Origin of the sequence: Clostridium sp. C1, from assembly GCF_018223625.1 — a bacterium.
Taxonomy (GTDB): Bacteria; Bacillota_I; Bacilli_A; order Erysipelotrichales; family Coprobacillaceae; genus Allocoprobacillus.
The window spans coordinates 1665468-1689445 of record NZ_CP073631.1; the positions used below are offsets into that span (position 1 = coordinate 1665468).

At 29.8% G+C, this 23978-nt stretch carries 27 protein-coding genes and 1 riboswitch; of the genes, 8 read left to right on the top strand and 19 right to left on the bottom strand.

From position 1 onward, the window contains the following. Positions 1 to 39: 39 nt before the first annotated feature. The 9 genes from KEC48_RS09045 to KEC48_RS09080 all read right to left on the bottom strand — a co-directional run bounded on the left by KEC48_RS09045 (position 40) and on the right by KEC48_RS09080 (position 6759). A complete protein-coding gene (locus KEC48_RS09045) occupies positions 40 to 195 on the bottom strand; it encodes a hypothetical protein (protein WP_162607660.1) in 156 nt (51 codons plus the stop codon). 53 nt (positions 196 to 248) lie between these two features. Beyond that, positions 249 to 983, bottom strand: coding sequence for a hypothetical protein (locus KEC48_RS09050; RefSeq protein ID WP_211962008.1), 735 nt, complete (start codon positions 981 to 983; stop codon positions 249 to 251). Positions 984 to 1367: 384 nt separating this feature from the next. Beyond that, positions 1368 to 1568: a DUF4143 domain-containing protein gene (locus tag KEC48_RS16200; protein WP_283092183.1), complete on the bottom strand. Its 201-nt coding sequence runs from the start codon at positions 1566 to 1568 to the stop codon at positions 1368 to 1370. 33 nt (positions 1569 to 1601) lie between these two features. After that, on the bottom strand, positions 1602 to 2423 hold the full coding sequence (locus tag KEC48_RS09055) for a hypothetical protein (protein WP_249191336.1): 822 nt from the start codon (positions 2421 to 2423) through the stop codon (positions 1602 to 1604). Positions 2424 to 2858: 435 nt separating this feature from the next. Then, complete coding sequence (locus KEC48_RS09060; RefSeq protein WP_211962009.1) at positions 2859 to 3017, bottom strand: hypothetical protein; 159 nt, start codon at positions 3015 to 3017, stop codon at positions 2859 to 2861. A 787-nt stretch (positions 3018 to 3804) separates the two neighbouring features. Further along, complete coding sequence (locus KEC48_RS09065) at positions 3805 to 4080, bottom strand: hypothetical protein (protein ID WP_211962010.1); 276 nt, start codon at positions 4078 to 4080, stop codon at positions 3805 to 3807. Positions 4081 to 4219: 139 nt separating this feature from the next. Further along, on the bottom strand, positions 4220 to 5272 hold the full coding sequence (locus KEC48_RS09070) for an IS3 family transposase (protein WP_349291058.1): 1053 nt from the start codon (positions 5270 to 5272) through the stop codon (positions 4220 to 4222). After that, a complete protein-coding gene (locus KEC48_RS09075; protein ID WP_087357659.1) occupies positions 5158 to 5904 on the bottom strand; it encodes a helix-turn-helix domain-containing protein in 747 nt (248 codons plus the stop codon). Before KEC48_RS09075 ends, KEC48_RS09070 begins: the two co-directional genes overlap by 115 nt. Positions 5905 to 5988: 84 nt before the next feature. Next, positions 5989 to 6759 carry a formate/nitrite transporter family protein gene (locus tag KEC48_RS09080; RefSeq protein ID WP_211962012.1) on the bottom strand — a complete coding sequence of 257 codons (771 nt, stop codon included), beginning with the start codon at positions 6757 to 6759 and terminating at the stop codon, positions 5989 to 5991. Positions 6760 to 6976: 217 nt separating this feature from the next. Between KEC48_RS09080 and KEC48_RS09085 the strand changes: the two genes are divergently transcribed. From KEC48_RS09085 to KEC48_RS09095, 3 genes are all read left to right on the top strand, one after another. Next, positions 6977 to 7807, top strand: coding sequence for a phosphate ABC transporter substrate-binding protein (locus KEC48_RS09085; RefSeq protein ID WP_211962013.1), 831 nt, complete (start codon positions 6977 to 6979; stop codon positions 7805 to 7807). A 28-nt stretch (positions 7808 to 7835) separates the two neighbouring features. After that, positions 7836 to 7882, top strand: a riboswitch (PreQ1 riboswitch). Between the two features lie 62 nt (positions 7883 to 7944). Then, positions 7945 to 8544 (top strand): ECF transporter S component, encoded by a 600-nt coding sequence (locus tag KEC48_RS09090; RefSeq protein ID WP_087357781.1) that lies wholly within the window; start codon positions 7945 to 7947, stop codon positions 8542 to 8544. After that, positions 8490 to 9179 (top strand): radical SAM protein, encoded by a 690-nt coding sequence (locus KEC48_RS09095; RefSeq protein WP_211962014.1) that lies wholly within the window; start codon positions 8490 to 8492, stop codon positions 9177 to 9179. The genes KEC48_RS09090 and KEC48_RS09095 overlap by 55 nt, the downstream gene beginning before the upstream one ends. Before the next feature lie 24 nt (positions 9180 to 9203). Here KEC48_RS09095 and KEC48_RS09100 read toward each other — a convergent pair whose 3' ends face one another. Genes KEC48_RS09100 through KEC48_RS09115 form a run of 4 tightly spaced genes read right to left on the bottom strand, consistent with a single transcriptional unit; the run spans position 9204 to position 12208 of the window. Continuing rightward, positions 9204 to 9893, bottom strand: a complete 690-nt coding sequence (locus tag KEC48_RS09100; protein ID WP_211962015.1) for a GNAT family N-acetyltransferase — start codon at positions 9891 to 9893, stop codon at positions 9204 to 9206. Between the two features lie 23 nt (positions 9894 to 9916). Further along, a complete protein-coding gene (locus KEC48_RS09105; protein ID WP_211962016.1) occupies positions 9917 to 10627 on the bottom strand; it encodes an ABC transporter permease in 711 nt (236 codons plus the stop codon). Continuing rightward, positions 10624 to 11436, bottom strand: a complete 813-nt coding sequence (locus KEC48_RS09110) for an ABC transporter ATP-binding protein (protein WP_087357777.1) — start codon at positions 11434 to 11436, stop codon at positions 10624 to 10626. Before KEC48_RS09110 ends, KEC48_RS09105 begins: the two co-directional genes overlap by 4 nt. A gap of 1 nt (position 11437) precedes the next feature. Then, positions 11438 to 12208 carry a MerR family transcriptional regulator gene (locus KEC48_RS09115; RefSeq protein ID WP_087357776.1) on the bottom strand — a complete coding sequence of 257 codons (771 nt, stop codon included), beginning with the start codon at positions 12206 to 12208 and terminating at the stop codon, positions 11438 to 11440. A gap of 128 nt (positions 12209 to 12336) precedes the next feature. Between KEC48_RS09115 and KEC48_RS09120 the strand changes: the two genes are divergently transcribed. The 5 genes from KEC48_RS09120 (at position 12337) to KEC48_RS09140 (ending at position 17082) form a co-directional block, all read left to right on the top strand. Continuing rightward, positions 12337 to 13086 carry an HAD-IIB family hydrolase gene (locus KEC48_RS09120; protein ID WP_211962017.1) on the top strand — a complete coding sequence of 250 codons (750 nt, stop codon included), beginning with the start codon at positions 12337 to 12339 and terminating at the stop codon, positions 13084 to 13086. A 213-nt stretch (positions 13087 to 13299) separates the two neighbouring features. After that, on the top strand, positions 13300 to 14454 hold the full coding sequence (locus tag KEC48_RS09125; RefSeq protein ID WP_087357774.1) for a homoserine dehydrogenase: 1155 nt from the start codon (positions 13300 to 13302) through the stop codon (positions 14452 to 14454). A gap of 6 nt (positions 14455 to 14460) precedes the next feature. Next, positions 14461 to 15690, top strand: coding sequence for an aspartate kinase (locus tag KEC48_RS09130; RefSeq protein ID WP_087357773.1), 1230 nt, complete (start codon positions 14461 to 14463; stop codon positions 15688 to 15690). A gap of 13 nt (positions 15691 to 15703) precedes the next feature. Next, a complete protein-coding gene (locus tag KEC48_RS09135; RefSeq protein WP_211962018.1) occupies positions 15704 to 16738 on the top strand; it encodes an aspartate-semialdehyde dehydrogenase in 1035 nt (344 codons plus the stop codon). Next, the gene (locus KEC48_RS09140; protein WP_211965457.1) at positions 16735 to 17082 is read left to right on the top strand and encodes a DUF2200 domain-containing protein; all 348 of its coding nucleotides are present in this window, start codon (positions 16735 to 16737) and stop codon (positions 17080 to 17082) included. The genes KEC48_RS09135 and KEC48_RS09140 overlap by 4 nt, the downstream gene beginning before the upstream one ends. A 645-nt stretch (positions 17083 to 17727) precedes the next feature. Here KEC48_RS09140 and KEC48_RS09145 read toward each other — a convergent pair. The 6 genes from KEC48_RS09145 to KEC48_RS09170 all read right to left on the bottom strand — a co-directional run bounded on the left by KEC48_RS09145 (position 17728) and on the right by KEC48_RS09170 (position 23889). Continuing rightward, complete coding sequence (locus KEC48_RS09145; RefSeq protein ID WP_211962019.1) at positions 17728 to 19746, bottom strand: ABC transporter permease; 2019 nt, start codon at positions 19744 to 19746, stop codon at positions 17728 to 17730. Between the two features lies 1 nt (position 19747). Continuing rightward, complete coding sequence (locus tag KEC48_RS09150) at positions 19748 to 20506, bottom strand: ABC transporter ATP-binding protein (protein ID WP_205089889.1); 759 nt, start codon at positions 20504 to 20506, stop codon at positions 19748 to 19750. A 103-nt stretch (positions 20507 to 20609) separates the two neighbouring features. Continuing rightward, complete coding sequence (locus tag KEC48_RS09155; protein ID WP_211962020.1) at positions 20610 to 21593, bottom strand: sensor histidine kinase; 984 nt, start codon at positions 21591 to 21593, stop codon at positions 20610 to 20612. After that, a complete protein-coding gene (locus KEC48_RS09160) occupies positions 21586 to 22263 on the bottom strand; it encodes a response regulator transcription factor (RefSeq protein ID WP_087357767.1) in 678 nt (225 codons plus the stop codon). The genes KEC48_RS09155 and KEC48_RS09160 overlap by 8 nt, the downstream gene beginning before the upstream one ends. A gap of 18 nt (positions 22264 to 22281) precedes the next feature. Continuing rightward, positions 22282 to 23277: a WYL domain-containing protein gene (locus tag KEC48_RS09165; protein WP_211962021.1), complete on the bottom strand. Its 996-nt coding sequence runs from the start codon at positions 23275 to 23277 to the stop codon at positions 22282 to 22284. A 9-nt stretch (positions 23278 to 23286) separates the two neighbouring features. Beyond that, on the bottom strand, positions 23287 to 23889 hold the full coding sequence (locus KEC48_RS09170; RefSeq protein WP_211962022.1) for a hypothetical protein: 603 nt from the start codon (positions 23887 to 23889) through the stop codon (positions 23287 to 23289). Positions 23890 to 23978: the final 89 nt, after the last annotated feature.

Sequence of the window (23978 nt, forward strand, 5' to 3'; positions counted from 1 at the left end):
GAAAGATGACTAAAAATTCCAGTCATCTTTCTTTCTACTTTAACCTTTAAAACGATAACAATAATTGTATGGACTGACTCTTTTATCATCAATATCACAACGATAAGCATCTCTAAAATAAGCATAATGATCGCAATATTGACAAACTTTATCACTCGCCCATAATGCACAGTCTTGACATTTAACTTTACACATAACTCTTACCTCCTTTCACTTTATAAGATAATAACAAGTCATAAATCCCATTTTTAATTAAGTTGTTGATGATGACGAAAAGCAATATAACATTTTCCTTCAAAATAACTGAGATGATTATTGAAAACATCTTCAAAAAAGGATATATCATTTTCAAAATAAGCTAGAATAACATCTTCTTGATTGAAATGCTTTTTTTCAAGTTGTCTATTGATATAATCATCAAAAGATAGTTCAAAAAAACATCTTTGATCTGATGATATTTGTTTACCTGTTATTTGAAGATTCAAAATATTCGCAATATAATCTGTTAATAATTCATTAGTTATATTATAAATAATATGATGTTTTTTATATTGATCTTGATTATTGACATAAATATACGAATTGATTCCTACTTTTCTTATTAATAAATCACCATATATATGATAGTGACAACTTGACAACAAATGAACAAGTTCATGAATAATCACATGAGATATCTGTGGAGAATCCATGTTTGATAAAAAGATAATAGATTTCAGTTCTTCATATTTGCCATTTATCTTTTCTGGTGGAAAATGACAATAATGCGTTCTCATTATTGGATTGACTTCTCTTATTTGATGCGTCATGACACTCTCAGTTATATAGGATTGATGTAAATTGTTATGAATTTGATAAAACAAAACATTTTCTTTTAAATATTGGAATCTTTTGATGGTATCTTCATGGCATATAGGAGTTAATAGACAGATAAGCTGATCTAATAACCCCTTTGCATAATTCACTTCATTCATCTTTTTCATTACCTCACCATATTTAAAGATAATAATATTCTTTTCTTTTTTCTTTAAAATCTTTTTCAGAAATACTCAATAAACAATATTCATCTATGAGAATTCTTTTCATGTTCAATTCCTCCCTTCACCTATTAAGACAAATACATTGAATAATTCCCATTTTCTATCATTAAAAACTTTCCTTACATAAAAATGGGATATAACTTTTAAAGCTATATCCCTTATAACAACTTTTTAAATTTTGATAAAAAATAAAGAACAGGAAAAAGTTACTTACACCTTGTCTGTTATAAATGATTATAAAAATGGAGCTAAATACATAGGCATAAATTGTTTACCCTTTTCCTGTTTATAGTCTTTTTGCGAAAAAATATAATAATTTTTATATGTTTAGAATATTTTTGCAAATTCACATAGAGAATCATGTTTACCTAATCCTGAGGATTTAACCTCAATAGCTGAAATTTTACTTCCTTCAGAAATTAAAAAATCTATCTCATAATAATGAGTGCTATTTTCTTTTTCCTGTGTATGATAATATAATTCTCTATCCTTTGAAACTAATAACTGTGCCATTGAGTTTTCATACAAATAACCTAAATGAGCTGGTAATTTATCAGAAAGTCATTTAGCATATACCTCATTTTCTATAATAGGTCGATCTATAAACATAAGTGTTACAAATAATCCTGTATCAGATAAATAGAGTTTATAACTATTGAAATCTTTTGATGAGTATAGACTCACTTTAGGATCAGTTGAATTATAGCATGGTAATACGGTCTTAGAATCAAATAAATCAAATAATAATAATTCTTCTTTCTCTCTTTTTAAGTACAGAGGACATACGATATTTTTTTGACCTTTCGCTAACTGAGCGGGAATTGAATGATAAAGTGCAGATATTTTTCCAGAAGGATCTATTTTTTTGAAATCTTCTTCATAAAGATAAATAATCTGACGTTTTACATTCTCTATAGTAGAAAAATTATTTCCATTTACATACGCTTCAACAGCTTGAAGCATACCTCCGACTGCCATATAAATTCTCATATCTCTCATAAGTTTTCTATTCACTTCTTGACCAACAGCTTTTTTCATATCAAACAATTGCTTGATTAAATGATAATTATTTCCTGTTGCATTGCAGAATTCTTCATAATCCATAGAATAAACTGTTATTTTCATTTCTTCAGAAGGAATGAGGATATCTTTCACGTTCTTTTTAATAGAGGTTTCAATGTAATGATATTGTCCGTCTTTTACCAAATGTTTAATGGCCTGTAATCTTAAAAAAAACATATCCAAATGATTGATATCATCAAAACAAGATAATATATCAGTTGAAGCAATTGAAAAATCTATTAAAATATATAATTTGTATTCATTTTCAGCAAATAATTTAGCAATTGTTGTTTTCCCTATACGCCTTGCCCCTTCTAACAAAACAGCATAATTTAATTTCTACTCTATTAATTTATCATAAGCTTTTCTTTTAAAATACATGATCATAACTTTTTACATTTCTTCAATATTATTTTTCTATAAATCATACATTTCTTCAAAATTATAAAATTTGATATATAAAATCTATATTTTATATTATGATTGACATGATGATGATTATTCATTGATATTTTATTTTTTGATTTATCATCATATAGCTGCTTTAGTCAGCAACATTTTTATGATTCAAAAATTCATACAACAACAATATCAATGATTATGATAGTATGACAAAAAAAGAGAAGCAGATTGAGTAATCTACATTCTCCTTTTTATGACATCAATCATTGTTCATATTTTGAATATATAACTGATATTAAACAAAATTCATTTTACAATAGAGGAGCTGATATATATTTTTAATGTTTAATATTATTATAATGCTTTAAATGATGAACAATATCCATTAAGGTTAATTTTTTTACTGTCTTTTATACAAATATGATTATAATCTTTGTATCTGTAATTTTGACAATATTGACAGACTTTATCACTATCAGATAATAAACAATCTTGATACTTTGCTTGACACATTATTTTCACCACCTTTCCTTTTAGAATTGTGTTGTTGATTTGACGAAGATAATCAAACCTGCGGTAATCTATAGATTACCGGTTTTCTTTATTTTTCATAGACGTTGCCTCCTTTCTTCATGAATGTTGATAAAAACATTGTCCTCCTTTCTTAAAAAAACTATCAACATCACTTTTTTTGTTTATTTCATCAAACGTTTATAAACTTCTCTAGCTGTAAAAATAATCAAACTGATGATTATTATATTCTTTATAACATTCATTGATATTTCCTCACTTTTCATCAATTTATTGATTCTTCCATTGAAGATACACCCTATAATAAATCATGCAATAATCATGAAAGTTTCTTCCTAAGGCTTGTAAATCAAAGATTATTACTTTTAAATCATCTAAAATTTCTATAATTGATAATTAGTTGATCAAGCTGTAAACATTTAAAATTGCATTCTCATGCTTTTTCATATAATCTGGCATTTTTAGCAATGGATTGTATGTAAATGAAGCAAACCATCGACCTTGATTATTTCTTTATGCTGACCATAAATTTGATACAATGATTGATATCATTCTTAACTTTTGATAACTTGTTACACGACAAATATGTTTCTACTGCTGCTTTAATTTCATTATTTAAATCTATTTTTCATCACCTCATATCATTTTCAATATCAAAAATTATTTCATTTTTGTTAACCTCCCTTCGCCTATTAAGACATTAACATTAAAAAAATCCCATAAAAAAACCACAAACAATTTTTCCATTGTTTATGGTTAATTGAATATATTATTTTTTACGAATCGTTTCTACATTTTGATAAATGATATTGGGTGTTTCATTAGTTGATTGATCAATAACTGTAATCTTAAAATCATGTATTTCATGATTAATATCTAAAGATAATCGAATGACATTTTTCTCTAATATCATTCCATCTTCTTTTCTATATATTCCCTGTTTTCCACTTGCTAATGTCACTTGTCTAATGCCATGTTCATCAACAATAAACAAAGTGGATGAACTCCCATCATTTTCAGCAATATCCACATAAAATAGATGCATTTTCCACAGTTGCTTTTTGAATATCCTGCAATTTCATAACAAAAAAGCTATAACAACTGAACCGCCCCTGTCAAGTAGACAGGTGAAATAATTAAAAATGTTTTTGATGAAGTTGCCGAGGAGACAACTTCATTTTTCTTTATGCAGCTAATGTTGTATTACTTGTATAATGTTCTTGTTTATATTTTATGATTCTTTTATTTTCTAATATTGGATATTGATTTGGTCTTTGTAATGATAGTGCTTCTCTTCTCACTTCATATGGTGTCTTTACTCCAAATCTTCTTTGATATCTTTCATACATGTAATAATGAATCCAATCATCAATAGCCTTAATAAGTTCGTCCTTTGTGTTGTAATGTTTTCCATAATAATACATCTCACATTTCATGATTCCCCAAAAGCCTTCCATTGGTCCATTATCTATGCAGCAGTGAACTCTTGACATGCTTTGTGTCATTCCCTGCTCTTTAAGCATATTTACAAAGGCTGGACTTGTGTATTGATATCCTCCATCCGAATGACATAAAGGATGTGCATCTTTATTAGCTTGAATTGCTTTATCAAATGTATTAAAAACAAGAATATTATTATTGTGATTACCAACTTCATAACTGACGACTGTTCTATCATAGAGATCAAGAAATGCACTCAAATAAAGCTTATATTCATTATGTGGGCCATATTTGAATTCTGTGACATCAGTTACCCATTTTTCATTTGGTCTTGATGCATTGAAATCTCTATTAAGATTATTCTTAGCTGTGTTGTTATTTTTTCTAACTGTACAACTTCTTCGTTTAGGTCGAATGATGCTTTGAATACCTAATGTCCTCATGATCTTATAGATACGTTTGTCACTATAATGTCTATGATGATCTCTATTTATTCTATCAGCCATCATTCTATAACCTAATAATCCGTTATATTTTTTATGATATTCTTTGATCAGCTCAGCTATCTCTTCATTTTCCTTGTCTACAATACTCTTTTCATGATGAAGCCATTTATAATAGTTTGCACGTTTGACATCAAGTATTCTACACATAAGTGATATATTTGGTGTGTTTCCTTTATCTACTTCTTCTTCGCTAATTTCTTTGATTGCTTCATATTCTTCTTCATATTTGCTTTCTCTGTATATCGCCTTCTTTCTATCTCGTCCAATTTTTTTAACATTCTTACCTCCAATAGTGCCATTTCAAGTTCATATTCCTTTTGTTTGAGCTGTCGTTTTAATAAAGTCATTTCATCAACTTCTTCATCAGCTTTATGATGTCCACGTCTATCACCTAAACCATCTTCGCCTTTTTCCTTATACTTCTTGACCCAATTAAAGACATTAGCGTAAGTTGTTTCAAATACCTTAGCTGTTGTCTTATAGTCCAAATCATGTTCAAGACAATACTTTACAATTTCAATACGTTCTTCTTTATTTACTTTTCTGCTTTTCGCCATATAGATATCTTCTCCTCCAGGAATGTAATCCTTCAATTCCATATGACTATTATAATCTTTTATCCACTTTATGATAGTGCTATTAGAAGAAATATTATATTTTATTGCCAGATCATCTAATGAACCTTCGCCGTTTAAATAAGCATCTACAACCATCTGTTTAAATGTTTTAGTATATGCATTATTTGATTTTAAATCATCAAAAGCTGATTCACCAAAAGCATTGTATTTTTTAACCCATCTATAAACAACCATATTATTTGTGCCAATTTCATCAGCTAATGAATAAGTAGATCCTTCACCATTCAAATAACGTTTACATATTTCTATTTTTAGTTCTTTAGAATATTTGCTTTTTCTTCCCAATATAAAAACCTCCCGTATCAGTGTTTAATTATTTACACTGTCTACTAGGAGGTTATCATATCACAACTATAGCTTTCTTTGTCCTTATTTTTTTGTTTGAGGTGTTCTAAACATAATATAGATAGGTACTGCCAATAAAACACTTCCACCAATAATATTCCCCAGTGTGGAAATGAGCATATGCAATGGTAACATTGTCCAATCAATCGCTGAACCTAATTGTGTGATTCCCATTGTGAAAATACCACCATTGGCGATACAGTGTTCAAATCCTGGTAAAACAAATGTCATGACCAGAATCATAATCACAATTAATCTAGCTGTTTCATCTTTAATTTTCACCCCAGAATAAGCAGCAACACAAACAATGAAATTACACAATATACCTTTAATTAATAAATCAATGACATCAAAATTTAACTTTGATTCCATAACTCCTTTTAAATAAGGTTGCATAATTGTTTCTTGAGCTCCACTTTTAATAAATAAAAAACAAATCAATGCAATCCCAATCATATTTCCAATATAGCAGACAACCCACATCGGGATGATTTCTCGTAATTTGATATCCCCTCTTAATACTGGCATAATTGTCACAAAACAATTTCCTGTAAAAAGTTCGGCTCCTAAATAGACAATCGCAACCAGACCAATTCCAAATGATCCTGCCACAGCAATTTTCCCTACAACATTATGATCACTTAACAAAGCTCCTAAAGTATAAGATAAAATCGCGGCCAATCCTAAATAAGCACCTGCCATAAAAGCTCTCACAAAGAAACGTTTAGGATCTGTTTTCATCAAATTTAATTTAATATTTGCTAGTTTACATAGTGTTTCAATATCACCAATCATAGTCCCTCTCCTCTTTAAATCAAAAATATTATATAAGATACACTCAAAAAAGGCAAAACTTTTTCTAAGTTTTACAAAAAACTTTCTTTTGTAAATATTTCTTTAAGTTTATGTTAAAACTTTACATAAACTTAACATAATTAATACAAGATATTAACGAATATGGGATAGAAATTTGTTAAAGTATGAGTGTAAAAAACAAAGGATGGATATAAAGATGAAAAAGTTTGGAATATTAGTTGTTGTTTTTATTGTCTGTGTCGCATTTTTGAGTTCATATGCTAATGCTGATGTAGAAACAGAAAAAATCAGCTTAAATGGTTCTACATCTATGGAAAAGATGGTCAATGCATTAAAAGAAGGCTTAGAAGACAAATATCCTGAATTATTAATAGAACCTCAATTTACGGGTTCTAGTGCCGGAATTGAAGCAGTTTGCAATGGTACAACAGATATTGGAAATTCTTCTCGTTATCTTAAAGACAGTGAAAAGGAAAAAGGTTTAATTGAAAATATTGTCGCTATTGATGCGATTGTGATTGTGACAGATACACAAAATAAAGTCAATAATTTAACAACTCAACAGTTAATAGATATTTATACAGGAAAGATTCGTAACTGGAAAGAAGTCGGAGGTGAAGATTTACCTATCGTTGTTGTTGGTCGTGAAGCAGGTTCCGGAACACGCAGTGCTTTTGAAGAAATATTACATATTGAAGAACAATGTCAATATGCTAATGAAGTGAATGAAACAGGACCAATCATTGCGAAAGTTCAATCTATTCATGGAGCGATTGGTTATGTATCATTAGATGTGATTGATGAAACAGTTAAACCATTAGCTATTGATGGCATTCAAGCAAGTGAAGAAACAATTCAAAATGGACAATATAGTTTACAAAGACCATTTGTTATGGCGACAAAGGATACGATTGAAAAACAAAATGAAGAAGTTCAAAAATTATTTCAATATATTCAAAGTGAAGATGGACAAAAGATCATTCGTGCTGTTGGTCTTGTTCCAACATCAAACAAAATGTCTTATTGACGACATTTTGTTTTTTCTTTATAATAAACATACACTGGTTCGAGAGCCAAACCCAGTATAAAAAACTAAGGAAAAGAGATGGCTCACCATCTCTTTTCTGGCTTCTAACTGTTTTTTAGAAGAAAGGAAAAGTGAATATGAAAAAGAAAACAAAAATTCAAATGGTGATTATCATGGGTATTGTTTTTAACGTACTTGGAGCTTTTATAGCCATGACATTCTCCATACCATTTTATATGGATTCCATTGGAACCATATTAGTTGCAGGACTTCTAGGTCCTAAATATGCCATGCTGACAGGTGTTTTAGGAAGTATCACAAGTGGCATGACGTTTGATATGTATTCTTTCTATTATGCTCCTGTACAGTTATTGACAGGATTTTTTGCAGGAATACTTTATCATGGCAAGTGGCTAAAAGGATGGCGTACACCACTTGGCTCAATCCTTGTTGGCGTACCGACTTCTTTATTAAGTGCCTGTATTACAGCTGGTTTATTTAATGGAATCACAAGTGGGGCCAGTAGTACCTTTGTCGTTGTGTTTCATCATCTAGGTATGCCACTTATTTTAAGTATTTTGCTTGTACAGGTCTTTACAGATTACATGGATAAGTTTTTTGCAGTCTGTCTGACAAAAGCCATTATTGAAAGAGGACATCTTTATGAGAAATGGGGGATAGCATGGAAAGATACAGCCGTATTGAAAACAAGTACAAAAGAGAAATCGTTCTTTTAAAAGCCAGACCATGTGCCTGGTCAAAATGTACATTTTGCGATTATATCGAAGACAATTCTACATGTCTAGAAGAAATGATTCAAATCAATACTGAAGCCTTAAATCATGTCACTGGACAATACGGTGTTTTAGAAGTCATTGATTCTGCCAGTATTTTTGAATTGCCTCAACAGACATTACAACAAATCAAACAAATCATTCAAGATAAGCACATTCATACATTATTTGTAGAAAGTCATTGGATTTATCATCAACGCATTCAAGACATTAGAGATTTCTTTGGGATCAAGATGATTATTAAAATTGGTGTTGAAACTTTTGATGATGATTTTAGAAATCGTGTTTTGAATAAAAATGCAACATTTCAAACCATTGAAGAACTCAAACAGTATTTTGATTCTCCATGTTTAATGGTTGGTATTCAAGGACAAACAAAAGAAATGATTCAAAAAGATATGGATATTCTAACACATCATTTCGATTATGGAACCATTAGTATCTATCGTAATAATTCAACACCTGTTAAAAGGGATAATCAATTAGTTCAATGGTTTATGCAAAACTATGCTTATTTACAAGATGATCCACGATATGATTTTTTATATGAACCTACTGACTTTGGTGTAGGAGATTAAAAAGCTGTTTTTCAACAGCTTTTTTTAGTCATCAAACACCCAGTAAGAATAGCGTGATGATATTTTCATATGCAGTTTTCTTTGTAAAGCTAATGATGCCTCATTACCCTCTACAACTTGACAATAAGGAACTTTCTTTTGTTTCAATAATTCATTGATGAGGTATCCTTCTAATAAATAACCATAGCCATGACGTTGATAAGCTTTCTTTATTTCTAAAATACCCATGCTGCCTTCTCGATGCATCCCTATAAATCCTGCCAATTCATCATCAACAAATAAACCCCACATGGCTTTTTGTTCAATACGTTCTTTTAAATAATCTTTATCATCCATATGATGATAAATCTGATCAACATCATCCAAATATGATAAGCTCAACTGTTGAATAGAAACATCTTGAGGAATAGCCAGATCTAATAATTGTTGATGAGGATAAACTGCCTGATAACAGGCAAAATAATCTTTTTTATGATATTCATTCATTAATAAATCAACAATCTCTTTTTGTTTGACATTATACAAATCATAGTTTTCTAAATGCAAAACAGAAAATAATGTTTTTAATTTATTCATATCATTCATAGAAATCATCATTGATTGGCTTTCTTTCTCCAACATAACTATGCCATCATCTTCATGATATAAAATATCTACTGTACATAAACGCATGGGTTCAATGAAATCTATATCATCAATTTCATTCAATAACATTTTTATCACCCTTATTCATTATATCATTTTATAAAAGAATAAAAAGAACGCATTCTTTGAAAACAAATCAAAAAAGCAAGAATCATGATCAAAATCAAAATATATTGTCCCTGTGATTGTGTTAATAATAAATAACCCCATGTTGCTGGAAAAAGTTTTCCTAAATTTTCTAAAAAAGATGGCAACATAGAAGCAGGAAACATAATACCAGAAAGAATGATAGAAGGTAAAAAGATGATTTGACTCATCATAGTCAATAATCCTTGTGTTTTGACGAATAAACCAAGTACGGATGCAATACCTAAGGAAGATATTATAAATAAAATAAGATGGAAATAATATATACCTATATGTGATGGTAATGTCGCATGAAAGAGAATGGGTGATAAAATTAAAATCAGTGTACTGACAATCATGAGATGAAAAAATGCAGACACAAATAGAGTCATGAGTCCATAATAAACAGGCAGAGAGTTAGCCATATATGTTTTTTGGAGAGTTGTTCCATAAATTTGAACAACAGATGATGATAAACCTAACAATGAACCCATAGATACACTCATAATGGTCATAGATGCAATCAGTGTGTCTTGATATTCGGGCATGATGGATGTAAAAACACTTCCCATCATGAAAAAGAATAATAACGGTACAAGATAACAAGTGATGAATAATGAACGACTTCGTAAATCCATTAAAAATTGAATCCACACCCCATAACAAAATGCTTTCATTTTTCGATACCTCCTGCCATAGATATAAAGTGCTGTTCCAATGTTCCTCGACTCACATTCATATCTAAAATCTCCAGATTTTGTTTTTGATAACTATCTAAAATCTGGGATAAAGTCTGTCGAACATCTTGCGTTGTATACAGATTTTCTCCCTCTTGCGTGATAACCTTAATACGGTAACATTTTCCCATGTATAAAGTGAAATCCTCAAGCGTTCCTAAAAACACCATTTTTCCTTGTTTTAAAATACCAATACGCTGACATAAACTTTCAACTTCATTCATATCATGACTTGCTATGACAATAGTAACACCCTTTTTTTGTAGTTGACGAATGATTTGATGTAAAGCAAAACGTCCTGCTACATCTAAACCAGCTGTTGGTTCATCTAATATTAAAATATCAGGTTGTCCAATTAAGGCCAAAGCCAAATGCAAACGTCTTTTTTGTCCTGTAGAAAGTTGTTGATATTGTTTATTCATTATGGATAAAAGATCCAATGCTTTTAATAATTGGGGTTCCAAAGATGCTTTTTTCCACTTAGAAAACAAAGTGATAGCTTCTGATACTTTCATATAAGCAGGAAGTGATTCATTTTGTGATTGAATAGCTATTTGACCATCAATAGAAATATTACCTTCATATTTTAAAAATCCTTCCAGACACTCTAATGTTGTGGTTTTCCCTGCACCATTCATTCCTAACAAGCCTAGTATTTCCCCTTTATAAACCTCAAAAGAAATATCATTTAAGACTTGATAAGAACCATAACTTTGACTGACATGGGATACTTTTATAACTGTCTTCACATTACTCATCTCCAAACTTAATTCCTGCTTTTTCAAAATATAAACCTAATGCCGGTTGTAAATAGGCATTCACTTTATTTTGTTGTTTTGCCAGATTATGATTATCATTCAAATGCTCAAATTGCATCAACTGTGGCAACAAACTCATATCACCCTTAGTAAATTCTTCAACCATTTTCCAGAACTGCTCAGCTAATGCTCGAACACGTTTATCTAAAGGATCGACCCCTTGCTCTTGTAAGTCTAAGATTTTTTGAGATAATTGTTGAAAGCGATTAATAAATTCTTGTCCACTTTCTTGATTAAAATGTTGACGAATATGATCCATTGTTTTTTCATCAAAATATTTTATCACCCAATAATTGTCATTATTCATCTGTAAATTGACAATAATATCTGCATATTTTTTAAAATCAACACTTTGCATCTGTATCACTTCTTCTTTTAGATTTTCTATATCTTGAAGAACCTTTGTCAATTGTTTGATCTTTTCTTGAATTAATGAAGCTTGTTGATTTAAAACATGAGCGACTTGTTGGGGTGTATCTAATACTTCTAACTGATTTTTAATTTCGTCTAAAGAAAAACCTAAAGATTTTAATGATTGAATCTGATGTAACTGTACCATATCCTGATAGGTATAAAGTCGACGCCCTCCTTCACTTTGCATTGATGGTTTTAATAATCCCTTTTGATCATAAAATTGTAAAGTTCTTACTGTTGTTTTCATTTTTTTAGCTAATTGTCCTATTGTCATATATTCTTTATCCATTTCCATCCCTCCTGTTTTTATTATAATTGATGACGTAACGTCATAAACAAGTCTTTTTTATCAAAACTTAAGATAATCTCTTTGTATTTCTTTATCATTTCCCCTATAATAAAACTTGGGGTGAAAATATGAATTTATTAGCGAGCGATTTTGATAATACATTATGGTTTCAAGACCATATGAATAAAAAAGATGTAGAAGCCATTCAATCATTTCAAAAGAAAGGACATCTCTTTGGTGTATGTACTGGAAGAAGTTTGAGTGGTATTTTACGTCCTTCAAAACCTTATGGTATTGAATATGATTTTTATATTTTACTAAGTGGTGGTTTGATTTTAAACAAAGATTTTCAACCTATTCTGGAGAGTCAAATTCCTATATCATTAGTGAAAGATATTTATGAACTAACAGAAAAACAAAACATAACTCTTGTTTATAATGATGTCACATATCATCTTAATTCAAAATTTGATGATTTTATTTTTGATCATGAAATTCATTCTTTTGATGAATTTTCCTATCCCTATGTACAGGCATTTTCTTTTCATTATCAGGAAAATGAAATAGATATGGCACAAATAATGACTCAAAAAATACTCAATCAGTATGGTGAACAGATTGAAGCCTATCAAAATAATCAACATATAGATTTAGCCATGAAAGGATGTTCTAAAGGACATGGTATTAAAATCATTCAAGATTATTTTCAATTATCCATTGATAGTATTTATGGTATTGGTGATAATTATAATGACTTACCGATGTTAGATGTTATAAAGCATAGTTATACTTTTGATTATGCGCCAAAAGAAGTCAAAAATCATGCTCAAAAAGTGGTTTCATCATTAGCTCAGTGTATTTTTGATATTGAGAAATAATTTTTATTTTTAAGAAATTGAAATTATATTATTTCGCTTATTTCAAAATTATTTATTCATAAATTGACAAACATATACAAAAATGATATTATCAATGCAATAATAAAAAAAGACATCTTCATGTCTTAATTATAGATCATATGGGGATGTTTGGTGATTTTTAAAACTATATCTCATGATGAATGAGATTTTTTCTTTAGAGAGGGGTATCGTATGAAAATAGGTGTCATTGGCTTAGGAACAGTTGGATTTGGTGTTGTAGATATTTTAACACAACAAAAGGAAAGACTAGAAAAGTTAATTCAAGAAGAAGTTGTCGTTAAATATGGTTGTGCTTTAAATGAAGTTACTTTACCAGATGGTATCATCTATACCCAAGATTTTCATGATGTTTTAAATGATGATGAAGTGGATGTTGTGGTAGAATTAATCGGTGGCACAACAATTGCGAAAACAATTATTTTAGAAGCCTTAAAAAAAGGAAAGAATGTGGTGACCGCTAATAAAGCTTTGATTGCTCATGACGGACAGGAAATCTTTGAAATGGCTATGAAATATCAATCAAAAATTTATTATGAAGCTGCTGTAGGTGGTGGAATTCCCGTTGTTGTTCCAGCCAAAGAAGATTTAGTGGCTAATGAAATTGAAAAAATTGAAGGTATTTTAAATGGAACAACAAATTTTATATTAACGTTAATGGAAACAGATAATTTGGATTTTGAAGAAGCCTTAACGATTGCTGATGGATTAGGATATGTAGAAGCAGATGCCAGTTTAGATTTAGATGGCAAGGATGCTGCTCATAAGATTTGTATTCTGGCGATGAATGCTTTTGAAATTTTCTTTGATTTCCATAAGATTCAATGTACAGGTATTCGTGGTGTAACAAAGAAAGATATCGATTATGCTAAAAAATTAGGATATCGTATCAAATTAATTGCTCAAGCTAAAAAATTAGAAAATGGTTATGGTATTGATGTTTCTCCAACATTAATTGGTATAAAAGACATGGTTGCTAATGTCAATCAAGCATATAATGTAGTAGAAATCACTTGTAATTATTTAGAAAATGTTATTTTTTATGGAAAAGGTGCAGGACGTTATGTCACAGCCAGTGCCGTTGTCAGCGATATTATGAAAACACATCAGCCAACAATGTGGCAGCACCAATATCAATATGTTGAAGATATTTTTCCAATTACATATTCTAAATATTATATCAGATGTGATCATCCATTAGATATTGATTATGAGATGTATTACTCTCAAGATCATGATCATATCTACATTACAAATCCTATTGAACTGAATGATTTAAAACATCAACTTCAAAATGAATCTTATAATTTATTGAAGGTAAGGGGTTAATATAACATGAAGATAATTGTTCAAAAATTTGGTGGAACCTCAACACGTAGTATTGAAACACGTGAACATATGTATAAAAATATTATTCGTGAACATGATAAAGGAAATAAAGTGGTCGCTGTCGTCAGTGCGATGGGGCGTTATGATGACCCTTATGCGACAGATACCCTTTTATCCATTGTGCATACGGATCAATTGACAGATGAAGAAATTGATCGTTTAACAAGTATTGGTGAAACAATTTCTACACTCGTTGTTAAAAGTGAACTGGCTAAAAAAGGCTATACTGTAGAAACTGTCACAAATGCTGAACTTGGTATTTTGACAGATTCTCATCATCAAAATGCTACCATTACAACGGTTGAAGGAAAACATATATTAGATAAACTGAAAAATGCTGATATTGTCATATGTCCCGGATTTCAGGGATATTCTCAAAATGGTAAGATTACGACTCTAGGACGTGGAGGTAGTGACTTGTCTGCCGTCGCTATTGGTGTCGCCATTGATGCCAATGAAGTAGAAATATATAGTGATGTCAATGGAATTTATACAGCGGATCCCCGTATTGTTCCCGATGCGAAGAAACTGAACTATATCAGCTATGCCGAAATGCTGGAACTTTCCAACAATGGAGCAAAAGTTTTAAATCATCGTTGTGTACAACTGGCTGCTAAACATGATATTGTGATTCATGCCAGAAGTTCATTCGATGAAAGTCAGGGAACATATGTATTAGGAGATGAAAAAATTATGAAAGATCATTTAAATCAATTTATTATATCAGGTATTACAGGTTCACAAAATGAAGCCCGTATTACTCTTGTAGGTGTAGATGCCAAAATCAATGGTGCTGGTGAACTTTTTGAAAAAATTTCTGATGCCAATGTTAACGTCAATGTCTTTAATCAGGCTTTAGTTGGTGGTGGAAGAATGGATATTTCTTTAATTATTAATGATAAGGATGTTCCTGCTGTCGTTGAAGTCATTAATGATTTAAAAGATACTTTACAGGCAAAGAAAACAATTGTCAGAGGAAATATTGGAAAAGTCGCTGTAATTGGTGTAGGTATCAAAAATAATAAAGGCATGTTCCAGAAAGTTTATAATACATTGATGAGTCATGATATTAATGTCGAAATGACATCTTGTAGTGAAATTAATATATCTTGTTATATTGATCGAGATGATGTCAAAAAAGCTCAAGTTTTATTACATGAAGCATTCTTAGGTTAGGAGGATTATCAAAATGAAGAAATATAAAGTTACAATTGTAGGTGCTACTGGTGCCGTTGGGAGAGAAATGTTGAGATGTATTTTTCAGTTTCACTTCCCTTTTGAAAGTTTAAAATTATTAGCTTCTGCGAGAAGCGCAGGAAAAGTCATTGAATATGAAGGACATGAATTTGTTGTGGAAGAATTAACTGAAAATTCTTTTGAAGGTATTGAAGTGGCTTTCTGGAGTGCTGGAGGAAGTATTTCAGAAAAGTATATGCCTTATGCTGTAAAGGCCGGATGTACCAATATTGATAATACATCACATTTTAGAATGGATCCTGATGTTCCATTAGTTGTTCCAGAAGTCAATGCTTATGCTTTAAAGGAACATAAAGGAATTATTGCTAATCCAAATTGTACAACAATTCAAATGGTCAGTGCATTAAATCGTTTAAATGAGTATTTTGATATTGAAAGAATTATTGTTTCTACTTATCAGGCTGTTTCAGGGGCTGGTGTTGCTGGTATGGAAGAACTATATCGTCAATCACAGGAAGTGCTAGATGGTAAAGAACCAGTAGCCAAAACTTTGCCTTGTGCTTCTGATAAAAAACATTATCCAATTGCCTTCAACTGTATTCCACAAGTTGATAAATTTGATTTAGACAATCATTTCACAAAAGAAGAAATGAAAATGGTCAATGAAACAAAGAAAATCTTTAATAAAGATATTAAAGTCAATGCGACTTGTGTTCGTGTTCCTGTACTTAGAGGTCATAGTGAATCTGTTTATATTGAAACGAAAAAACCTATTGATATAGATAAAGTCTTTGAATTATTATCAAATTCTCATGGTGTTGAACTCTATGATGATATTGAAAATCAGATTTATCCAATGGCAACTTTATTTATTGGTGATGAACTTGTCCATGTAGGACGTGTAAGAAAAGATTTAGATAATGATCATGCTTTAAGTTTATGGATTGTTGCTGATCAATTAATGAAAGGTGCTGCTTACAACTCTATTGATATTGGATTAAAAATGATTGAAATGGGCTTGTTATAATGAGTCAAAAAGTCTTTCAAATGCCCTATTCAAAGATTTATCCTCTACTTCTTCAAAAAGCCTTGAAAAAAGGACGTACGCAAGAAGAAGTAGATACAGTGATTCAGTGGTTAACGGGTTATACTTTTGATAACATTCACCAAATGTTAGAAACAGATATCAATTATCAACAGTTCTTTGAAAATGCTCCAGCTTTAAATGAACGCAGATTTTTAATTAAAGGCAGTATCTGTGGTGTTAAGCTGGAGATGATTGAAGACCCTCTGATGCAAAATATACGTTATCTTGATAAACTCATTGATGAACTTGCTAGAGGAAAGAGTTTAGATAAAATTTTACGCTAAAAAGAGCGTTATCTTACTATGATAAGAATTGATTAGAAGATGGACACTTGATGAACTAATGGAAACTTCATTTATATTTGATTCTTAAATGTTATAAGATTGTCAAAAAAATAAGATGTGATTTAAAAAGTTATTAACATTTTAACATCTTTTCAATTTACATTACTTTTTTTTGTGGTATACTATAGATGAAAAGTATCTGAGTAGATAAAAATACTCAAATGAGAAAGAGAACTGTTGGCCCAGTTCTCTTTTTTCGTGACCTTTCTTTTTATCTATTACTTACGTAATTCTTTGATTATCAAAAGTATAACAATTAATGTTAAAACTTCTGAATACATAAAAAGTATCTTGAATAAATAAAAATACTCGGCCACGTTCTCCCATGTTAAAGCTATCGGTGCTATAAAACTGAGGCATGATTTCACCTCCGCCCATTGAGGGCTTTTTTATTTTATCATGATTCGACAAAAAAATATACTGAATAAAGTATCTTTATCCAGTCAGATTTTTGTTTTTATTATTTTGCTCATTTTTAATATCTTTTCAATTTACATTACTTTTTTTGTGGTATACTATAAACGAGAAGTATCTGAGTAAGTAAAAATACTCAAATGAGAAAGAGAACTGGGGCAACAGTTCTCTTTAATATTTCACAATACGATAATACGTTCTTGAAGTAAATGCATAGACAATAGCATAAATGATTGCTACAGTCACTACAGAAATAACAGTGCATATAACAAAGATTTGAATACCAGATGTGACAAGGAAGCTAAACATCATTGTAATCATATTGAAGGCAAATGCCATATGAATAACAGAAACAATGAGTGGTAAAAAGAAGAAAATTAAAACTTGTGAACGAATCGTCTGTTTGACTTCTTTTGTACTCATTCCAACTTTTTGCATGATTTCAAAACGTTTTTGATCTTCATATCCTTCAGATAATTGTTTATAATACATAATTAATATTGTAGCCATTAAAAATAAGATGCCTAAGAATATTCCTAAAAAGAATAAACTACCATATAATTCCATCAACATTAAACGAACCGTATACTGTGATGAATAATAGAAAGAGATTTCACCATGTTCCTGTCCAGAAGCATTGGCACTGATCGTAAATTTCTCTAAACATCTTTCCAAAATATCTTCTGCTTCTTTTTCCTGAGATTGGTTACTATACTTAATTGAAAGATTTTCTGTAGGTTGGATTTCATCACCAAAGAATGATGACATCATCTTTTGAATTGCTGCTTCATCTTTCATAATAACAATAATATTTTTTTCAGCAGTTGAATTTTCATTAGGTAATAAATATGGCTGATGAATAACATCTTTGATTTGATATTTTGTATTATCAATATCAAAAGTCTTACCAAATTCAAAGAAATTACTTGTTACAAGAACTTCATCATCTTGCAAACGAACATCTTGATGATAAGCTCGATTATATTCATCTTCCGTCACACCGATTAAATAACCTACGGTAAAATTGCCTGATTCTCTATCTGTCATGATATGTCGATTATCTTTGAAACGAACTGATACACTATATCTTTGTAAGTGAATAAAACTGTCAATTCCTATGCCATTTCTTTTTAACTGATCTTGTATATCTGCATAAAATGTCTGAAACTGTTTTTCTGTTGGTAATGTCCCATCTTCATAACCATAGACTTTTAACTGATAACTATCTTGTTGATAAGATGAGATTGTATCTTCTATTCCAAAATATAATGACACTGTACTCGATAACATGACTAAGATACATGTACATAAAATACATATACTGGCTAGTCCAACAGCATTTTGTTTCATACGATAAATCAATTGTGAAACAGAAGTAAAATGCTTTGTCTGATAATAAAAATGTTTATTCTTTTTTAAGAATTTTAAAATTGTGATAGAACCTGCTGTAAACAAACAATATGTTCCAATAATAACCAATATAACTGCGATAAAGAATAAATATACAGCTGTCAAAGGATCATCTATAGTCACAGCAATATAATAGCCTATACCTAAAGACAAAATACCAACAAGAGTCATTAACCATTTTGTTTTTGGTTCTTTTTCTCCACTTTGTGATCCTCTTAATAATTCAATAGGGTTTGCTAATTGAATTTGAATCACATGAATTAAATAAGTCATAAAATAAATTGGTAAAAATATAATCACTGTTATCAATAATGATGACCATGAAATATGAAAAGTCAATAATGTTGTTATACCCATTAAACGTATCAACAATAAAGAAACCAGTTGACTAAATATAATCCCAAAAAGAAATCCTACAAGCAAAGAAACAAATGTAGTAAAAAATGTTTCATAAAACATCATAATCATAATATGTTTCTTTTCTAATCCTAAGATATTATATAAAGCAATCTCTTTTTTACGACGTTTCATTAAAAAACTATTCATATAAAAGAGAAAAATCACAGAAAATATAATAATGACAATCTTTCCTAAATTTAAAATCACCTGCATTGTTCTTGAACCTGTAGACATCTGATCAATCCCATCATGAGATGAAAGATAATTAATTAAATAAAACATCATGACAGTAAAAGAACTTGTTAATAAATACGGGAAATAAAGTTTTGCATTCTTTTTTAAATTTGTGAATGCCAGACGAGGATAAAAGAATGATTTCATCTTATTTCCCTCCTGAAGCAAGTAATGTTAATGTATCTGAAATACTTTGATACATTTGTTGATACGTTTGATTTCCTCTATAGATTTGATGAAAGACTTCACCATCTCTAATAAATAAAACTCGAGATGCCCAACTGGCTGCTTTTGTACTATGTGTTACCATCAAGATTGTTTGTCCTTTCTTATTTACACGATCAAAGATTTCTAACAACTGATCGGTTGATTTAGAATCAAGGGCCCCCGTTGGCTCATCTGCCAGAACCAGTTGTGGCTGTGTAATCAATGCTCTTGCAACTGCAACTCTTTGTTTTTGACCACCAGATATTTCATAAGGATATTTTTCTAATAAGTTTTCAATTCCTAATTGAGGTGCTAATGTTTTTAATTTCTGATTCATTTCAGGATAAGATTCTTTTGATAAAACAAGAGGTAAAAAGATATTATCCTTCACTGAAAAAGTATCTAATAAATTAAATTCCTGAAAAACAAAACCAAGATTTTGTCTTCTAAACTGTGAAATTTCTTTTTCTTTTAAATGTGTAATATCTTTTCCATTCAATAGAACCTGACCACTTGTTGGCTGATCTAATGAAGCCAGAATATTTAATAAAGTTGTTTTCCCACTTCCAGATTCACCCATAATCGCAACATATTCTCCTTTTTCCACACTAAATGTAACATTGGATAAGGCTTGAACTTGTTGATTTGAAAAACGTGTTGTATAAATTTTCTTTACATTTTTAACTTCTAGTAATGACATCTGTCATCCCTCCTTTGTACATTTATAGTTTATAAAAAAAGAGAAAAATGTACCATTGATTTATCTTACATTTTCTCCTTATGACCTTACATCTTTGTAAGATTTATTCAACCTGTAAATCCTGAACATGAAAATCAATCTTTACAGTTGTCCCTTTCCCTTGTGATGATTCCATTGATATAGGATGACCGAGATATTTTAAAATTCTCGCACACAGATACAAACCTAATCCACTGGCTTTCTTATCCACTCTTCCATTATATCCTGTAAATCCCTTTTCAAATATTCTTGGTAAATCTTCTGCTTTGATGCCAATACCCGTATCTTCAATATACAAAACTTCATCTTCAACATAAATATGAATACCTCCTGTCTTGGTATATTTTAACGCATTGGATAAAATCTGTTCCAAAACAAAAGATAACCATTTTTCATCAGTTAAAACTTTTAGATCAATGTCATCTAACTGCAATGTCAGTTTCTTATGAATAAAGAATGTTGCCTGTTTTTTTAAAACGTCTTGAAGAATATCATGAAGTGAATAATATTGAATATGTAAATCTGATGAAATCTGCCCTAATTTCATATAATGTAATGCCATATCTACATATTGTTCAATCTTTAAAACTTGTAAAAGCATATCATGCGTCGACGCATTCTTTGAATCAATCAATAAACGTAATGCAAAAATAGGTGTTTTGATTTGATGAACCCACATGGTAAAATATTCTAGCATTTCTTGATGATTATTTTCTTCAAGTTCTTTTGTTTCTTTGAGTAAGTCATTTATTTGATATAACAACAACTGATATTCTTTTTCAATCCATGAAGAACAAGAAGGCAAATCCAAAGTATAATAATCTTTAAGTTGTTGATTAGCATTTAAATTATGTAATCGACGTACATATAATATAAAATCAATACAAAAATAAACAAACAACAAAACTAGACATAAAATTGTAGCATAGATAATAGCATCTATTAAAGCATCATACAAATAAAGAATCATATAAAATATCACAATAAAAGATAAAGAAAGAATATAAAAAGCTTTTTTATCATAGAAATAATGAAATAATTTATTCATAATAAAGCTTATATCCTAATCCTTTTTTTGTTTGAATGAGATGTTCAATATGAAAATCATCCAGTTTCTTTCTTAATCTGTTCATATTCACACTTAAAGTATTATCATCTATAAATTCATTGCTTTGCCATAATGCCATCATTAAATCATCACGAGATACAAATGTTTCAGATTTTTCAAACAAAATCTGTAAAATCTTTAATTCATTTTTTGTTAAATCTATGGTTTGTTCTTGATAAGAAATTGTTGCATCTAAAATATTTAAAACAAGTTCCTTATAAGTTAATACTTGCATAGATTTAGAAAAAGAATATGTTCTACGCAATAATGCCTGTATTTTCGCCGTTAAAACAGAAAAATCAAAGGGTTTCGTAATAAAATCATCAGCCCCCATTGAAATAGCCATCACAATATTCATATTTTCACTGGCTGATGAAATGAAAATAATCGGTACAGAAGAAATCTTACGAATCTGCTCACACCAGTGATAACCATTATAAAAAGGTAAAGAAATATCTAATAAGATTAATTCTGGTTGTATTTGAACATATTTTTCTAAAACATGTTCAAAATCATCAATGACATAAACTTCATAATTCCATGTTTCTAAATGTTTTTGAATTGCTGAAGCAATCACTTCATCATCTTCTACAATCATAATTTTTTGCATTTTGATCACCTGTTAGTATTATAGCACATCTTGATAAAGGTTGTGCATAGCTTTTATTCGTGCCTTCATTTCATCTTGAAGATATTGAGGAGATATCACTTTAATCTGTGTCTGCATCATCATAATCCACCCGATCAGTCCCTCTGATATTGAAACATCTTCAATCGTCAACAACAATCTGTCTTGATATAAACGTTGTACTTTCATCTGTTGACCAAAACGTGATACCATTTCTCTTAGCTGCTTATAATCACATTCAATCACTAATGTATCACGATGATGAGAAATGAACATATTCATCATTTTTTCTATTTCATTTTGAATATCAAATTGTTCTTGAATATCAATGTACCCTTTATTTAATGTCTGTATTTGACGCATACGATCAATACGATAGTTCGTTAATTGTTGAGGATGTTTTTCATTATAGGCAATCATATAATAATGATTATTTTGTGAAGTGAATGAATAAGGTGAAACAATATACTGGTCACCTTTATTTCCTCTTTGAGAAGCCACTTCTATCAATTGTTCATTCTGGATATTATAATCAATATATTGAAAAGATATGGCTTTTTGGTGTTCAATAGCTTTCATAATAACAGAAAGATTCACAAATAAAGAAAAAGAATGTTGACGTTGGCTTGGTTGAAAATTGACTAAACGTTGTTGTTGGTGAAAAGAAGACAACATAAGAAGCTTATTTTGTAAATGTTGTTGATCTTCTCTGTTCAAATCTTGATGAAATGCTATTTGACCCAATAAAAACTGTAATTCACCATCATCAAATATATCTTCATCTATCTTATAACCTAATTTATGATAAGAGATAATCAAATCTCTATCCAACCAGCTGCGAAAAAAATCATTGATTTGTTTAATACAAGAATAAACAGTCTTAATTTCAATTTTTATATCCTGTTTCATTAAATTTTCTTGTATTTCTAATGCTGTAATCACTTTGTGGGGGGTTTGTAAAATAATCTTTAACACATAAAACATTCTTTTTCCCATAATAGACTCCTAATGACTCATAACAAGCTGATAACTTTTCTTCCTGTTATAATGACGTATTAATGAAAGATAATCTTTCATGCTGTAACTACAAAGTAAATCTAAAACAACATCATCTTGACAGTCATCTAATTGTAATAAATATTGGTAAGCCAAATGATATTCATCTTCTAATAGACATATTTTTGCACAATCTAATATTCCAACATGATATTGATGTTCAAGAATAGAAATCACTTGAGAAAAAGTCATCTTTTCAAAAGGAATTAAATAACGTATCACACAATATTCTTGCAATGTGATCGTTTTTTTGGTTATTCTTTTAAAAATATCTTCTTTCAATTTTAAATAATCTTGATGTGAAAACAAACTATTCATCATCATTAAATCATGTTCCATATCCTGATAATTTTGAACTCTATATAAATGCTTCAATGCAGCTATAAAAAGTTGATGATAAACTTTTTGATCATGTAACAAATGATTGAATTCTTTTTCACGTAAACACCCAGCAAATAAATCTAATATAGATTCATCTTTCATAATGTTTAATACATAATTTTTCTTTTGAATAAAAGTAATCGTTTCTTGTTTTTGATAATTGTTTTTCATATATGTCATCTCCTTGTACTCTCATTATACCCATTTTATGATTTTGAAGATGACTTTATACCCATTTTAACACCGAAAAAACGGAGTTA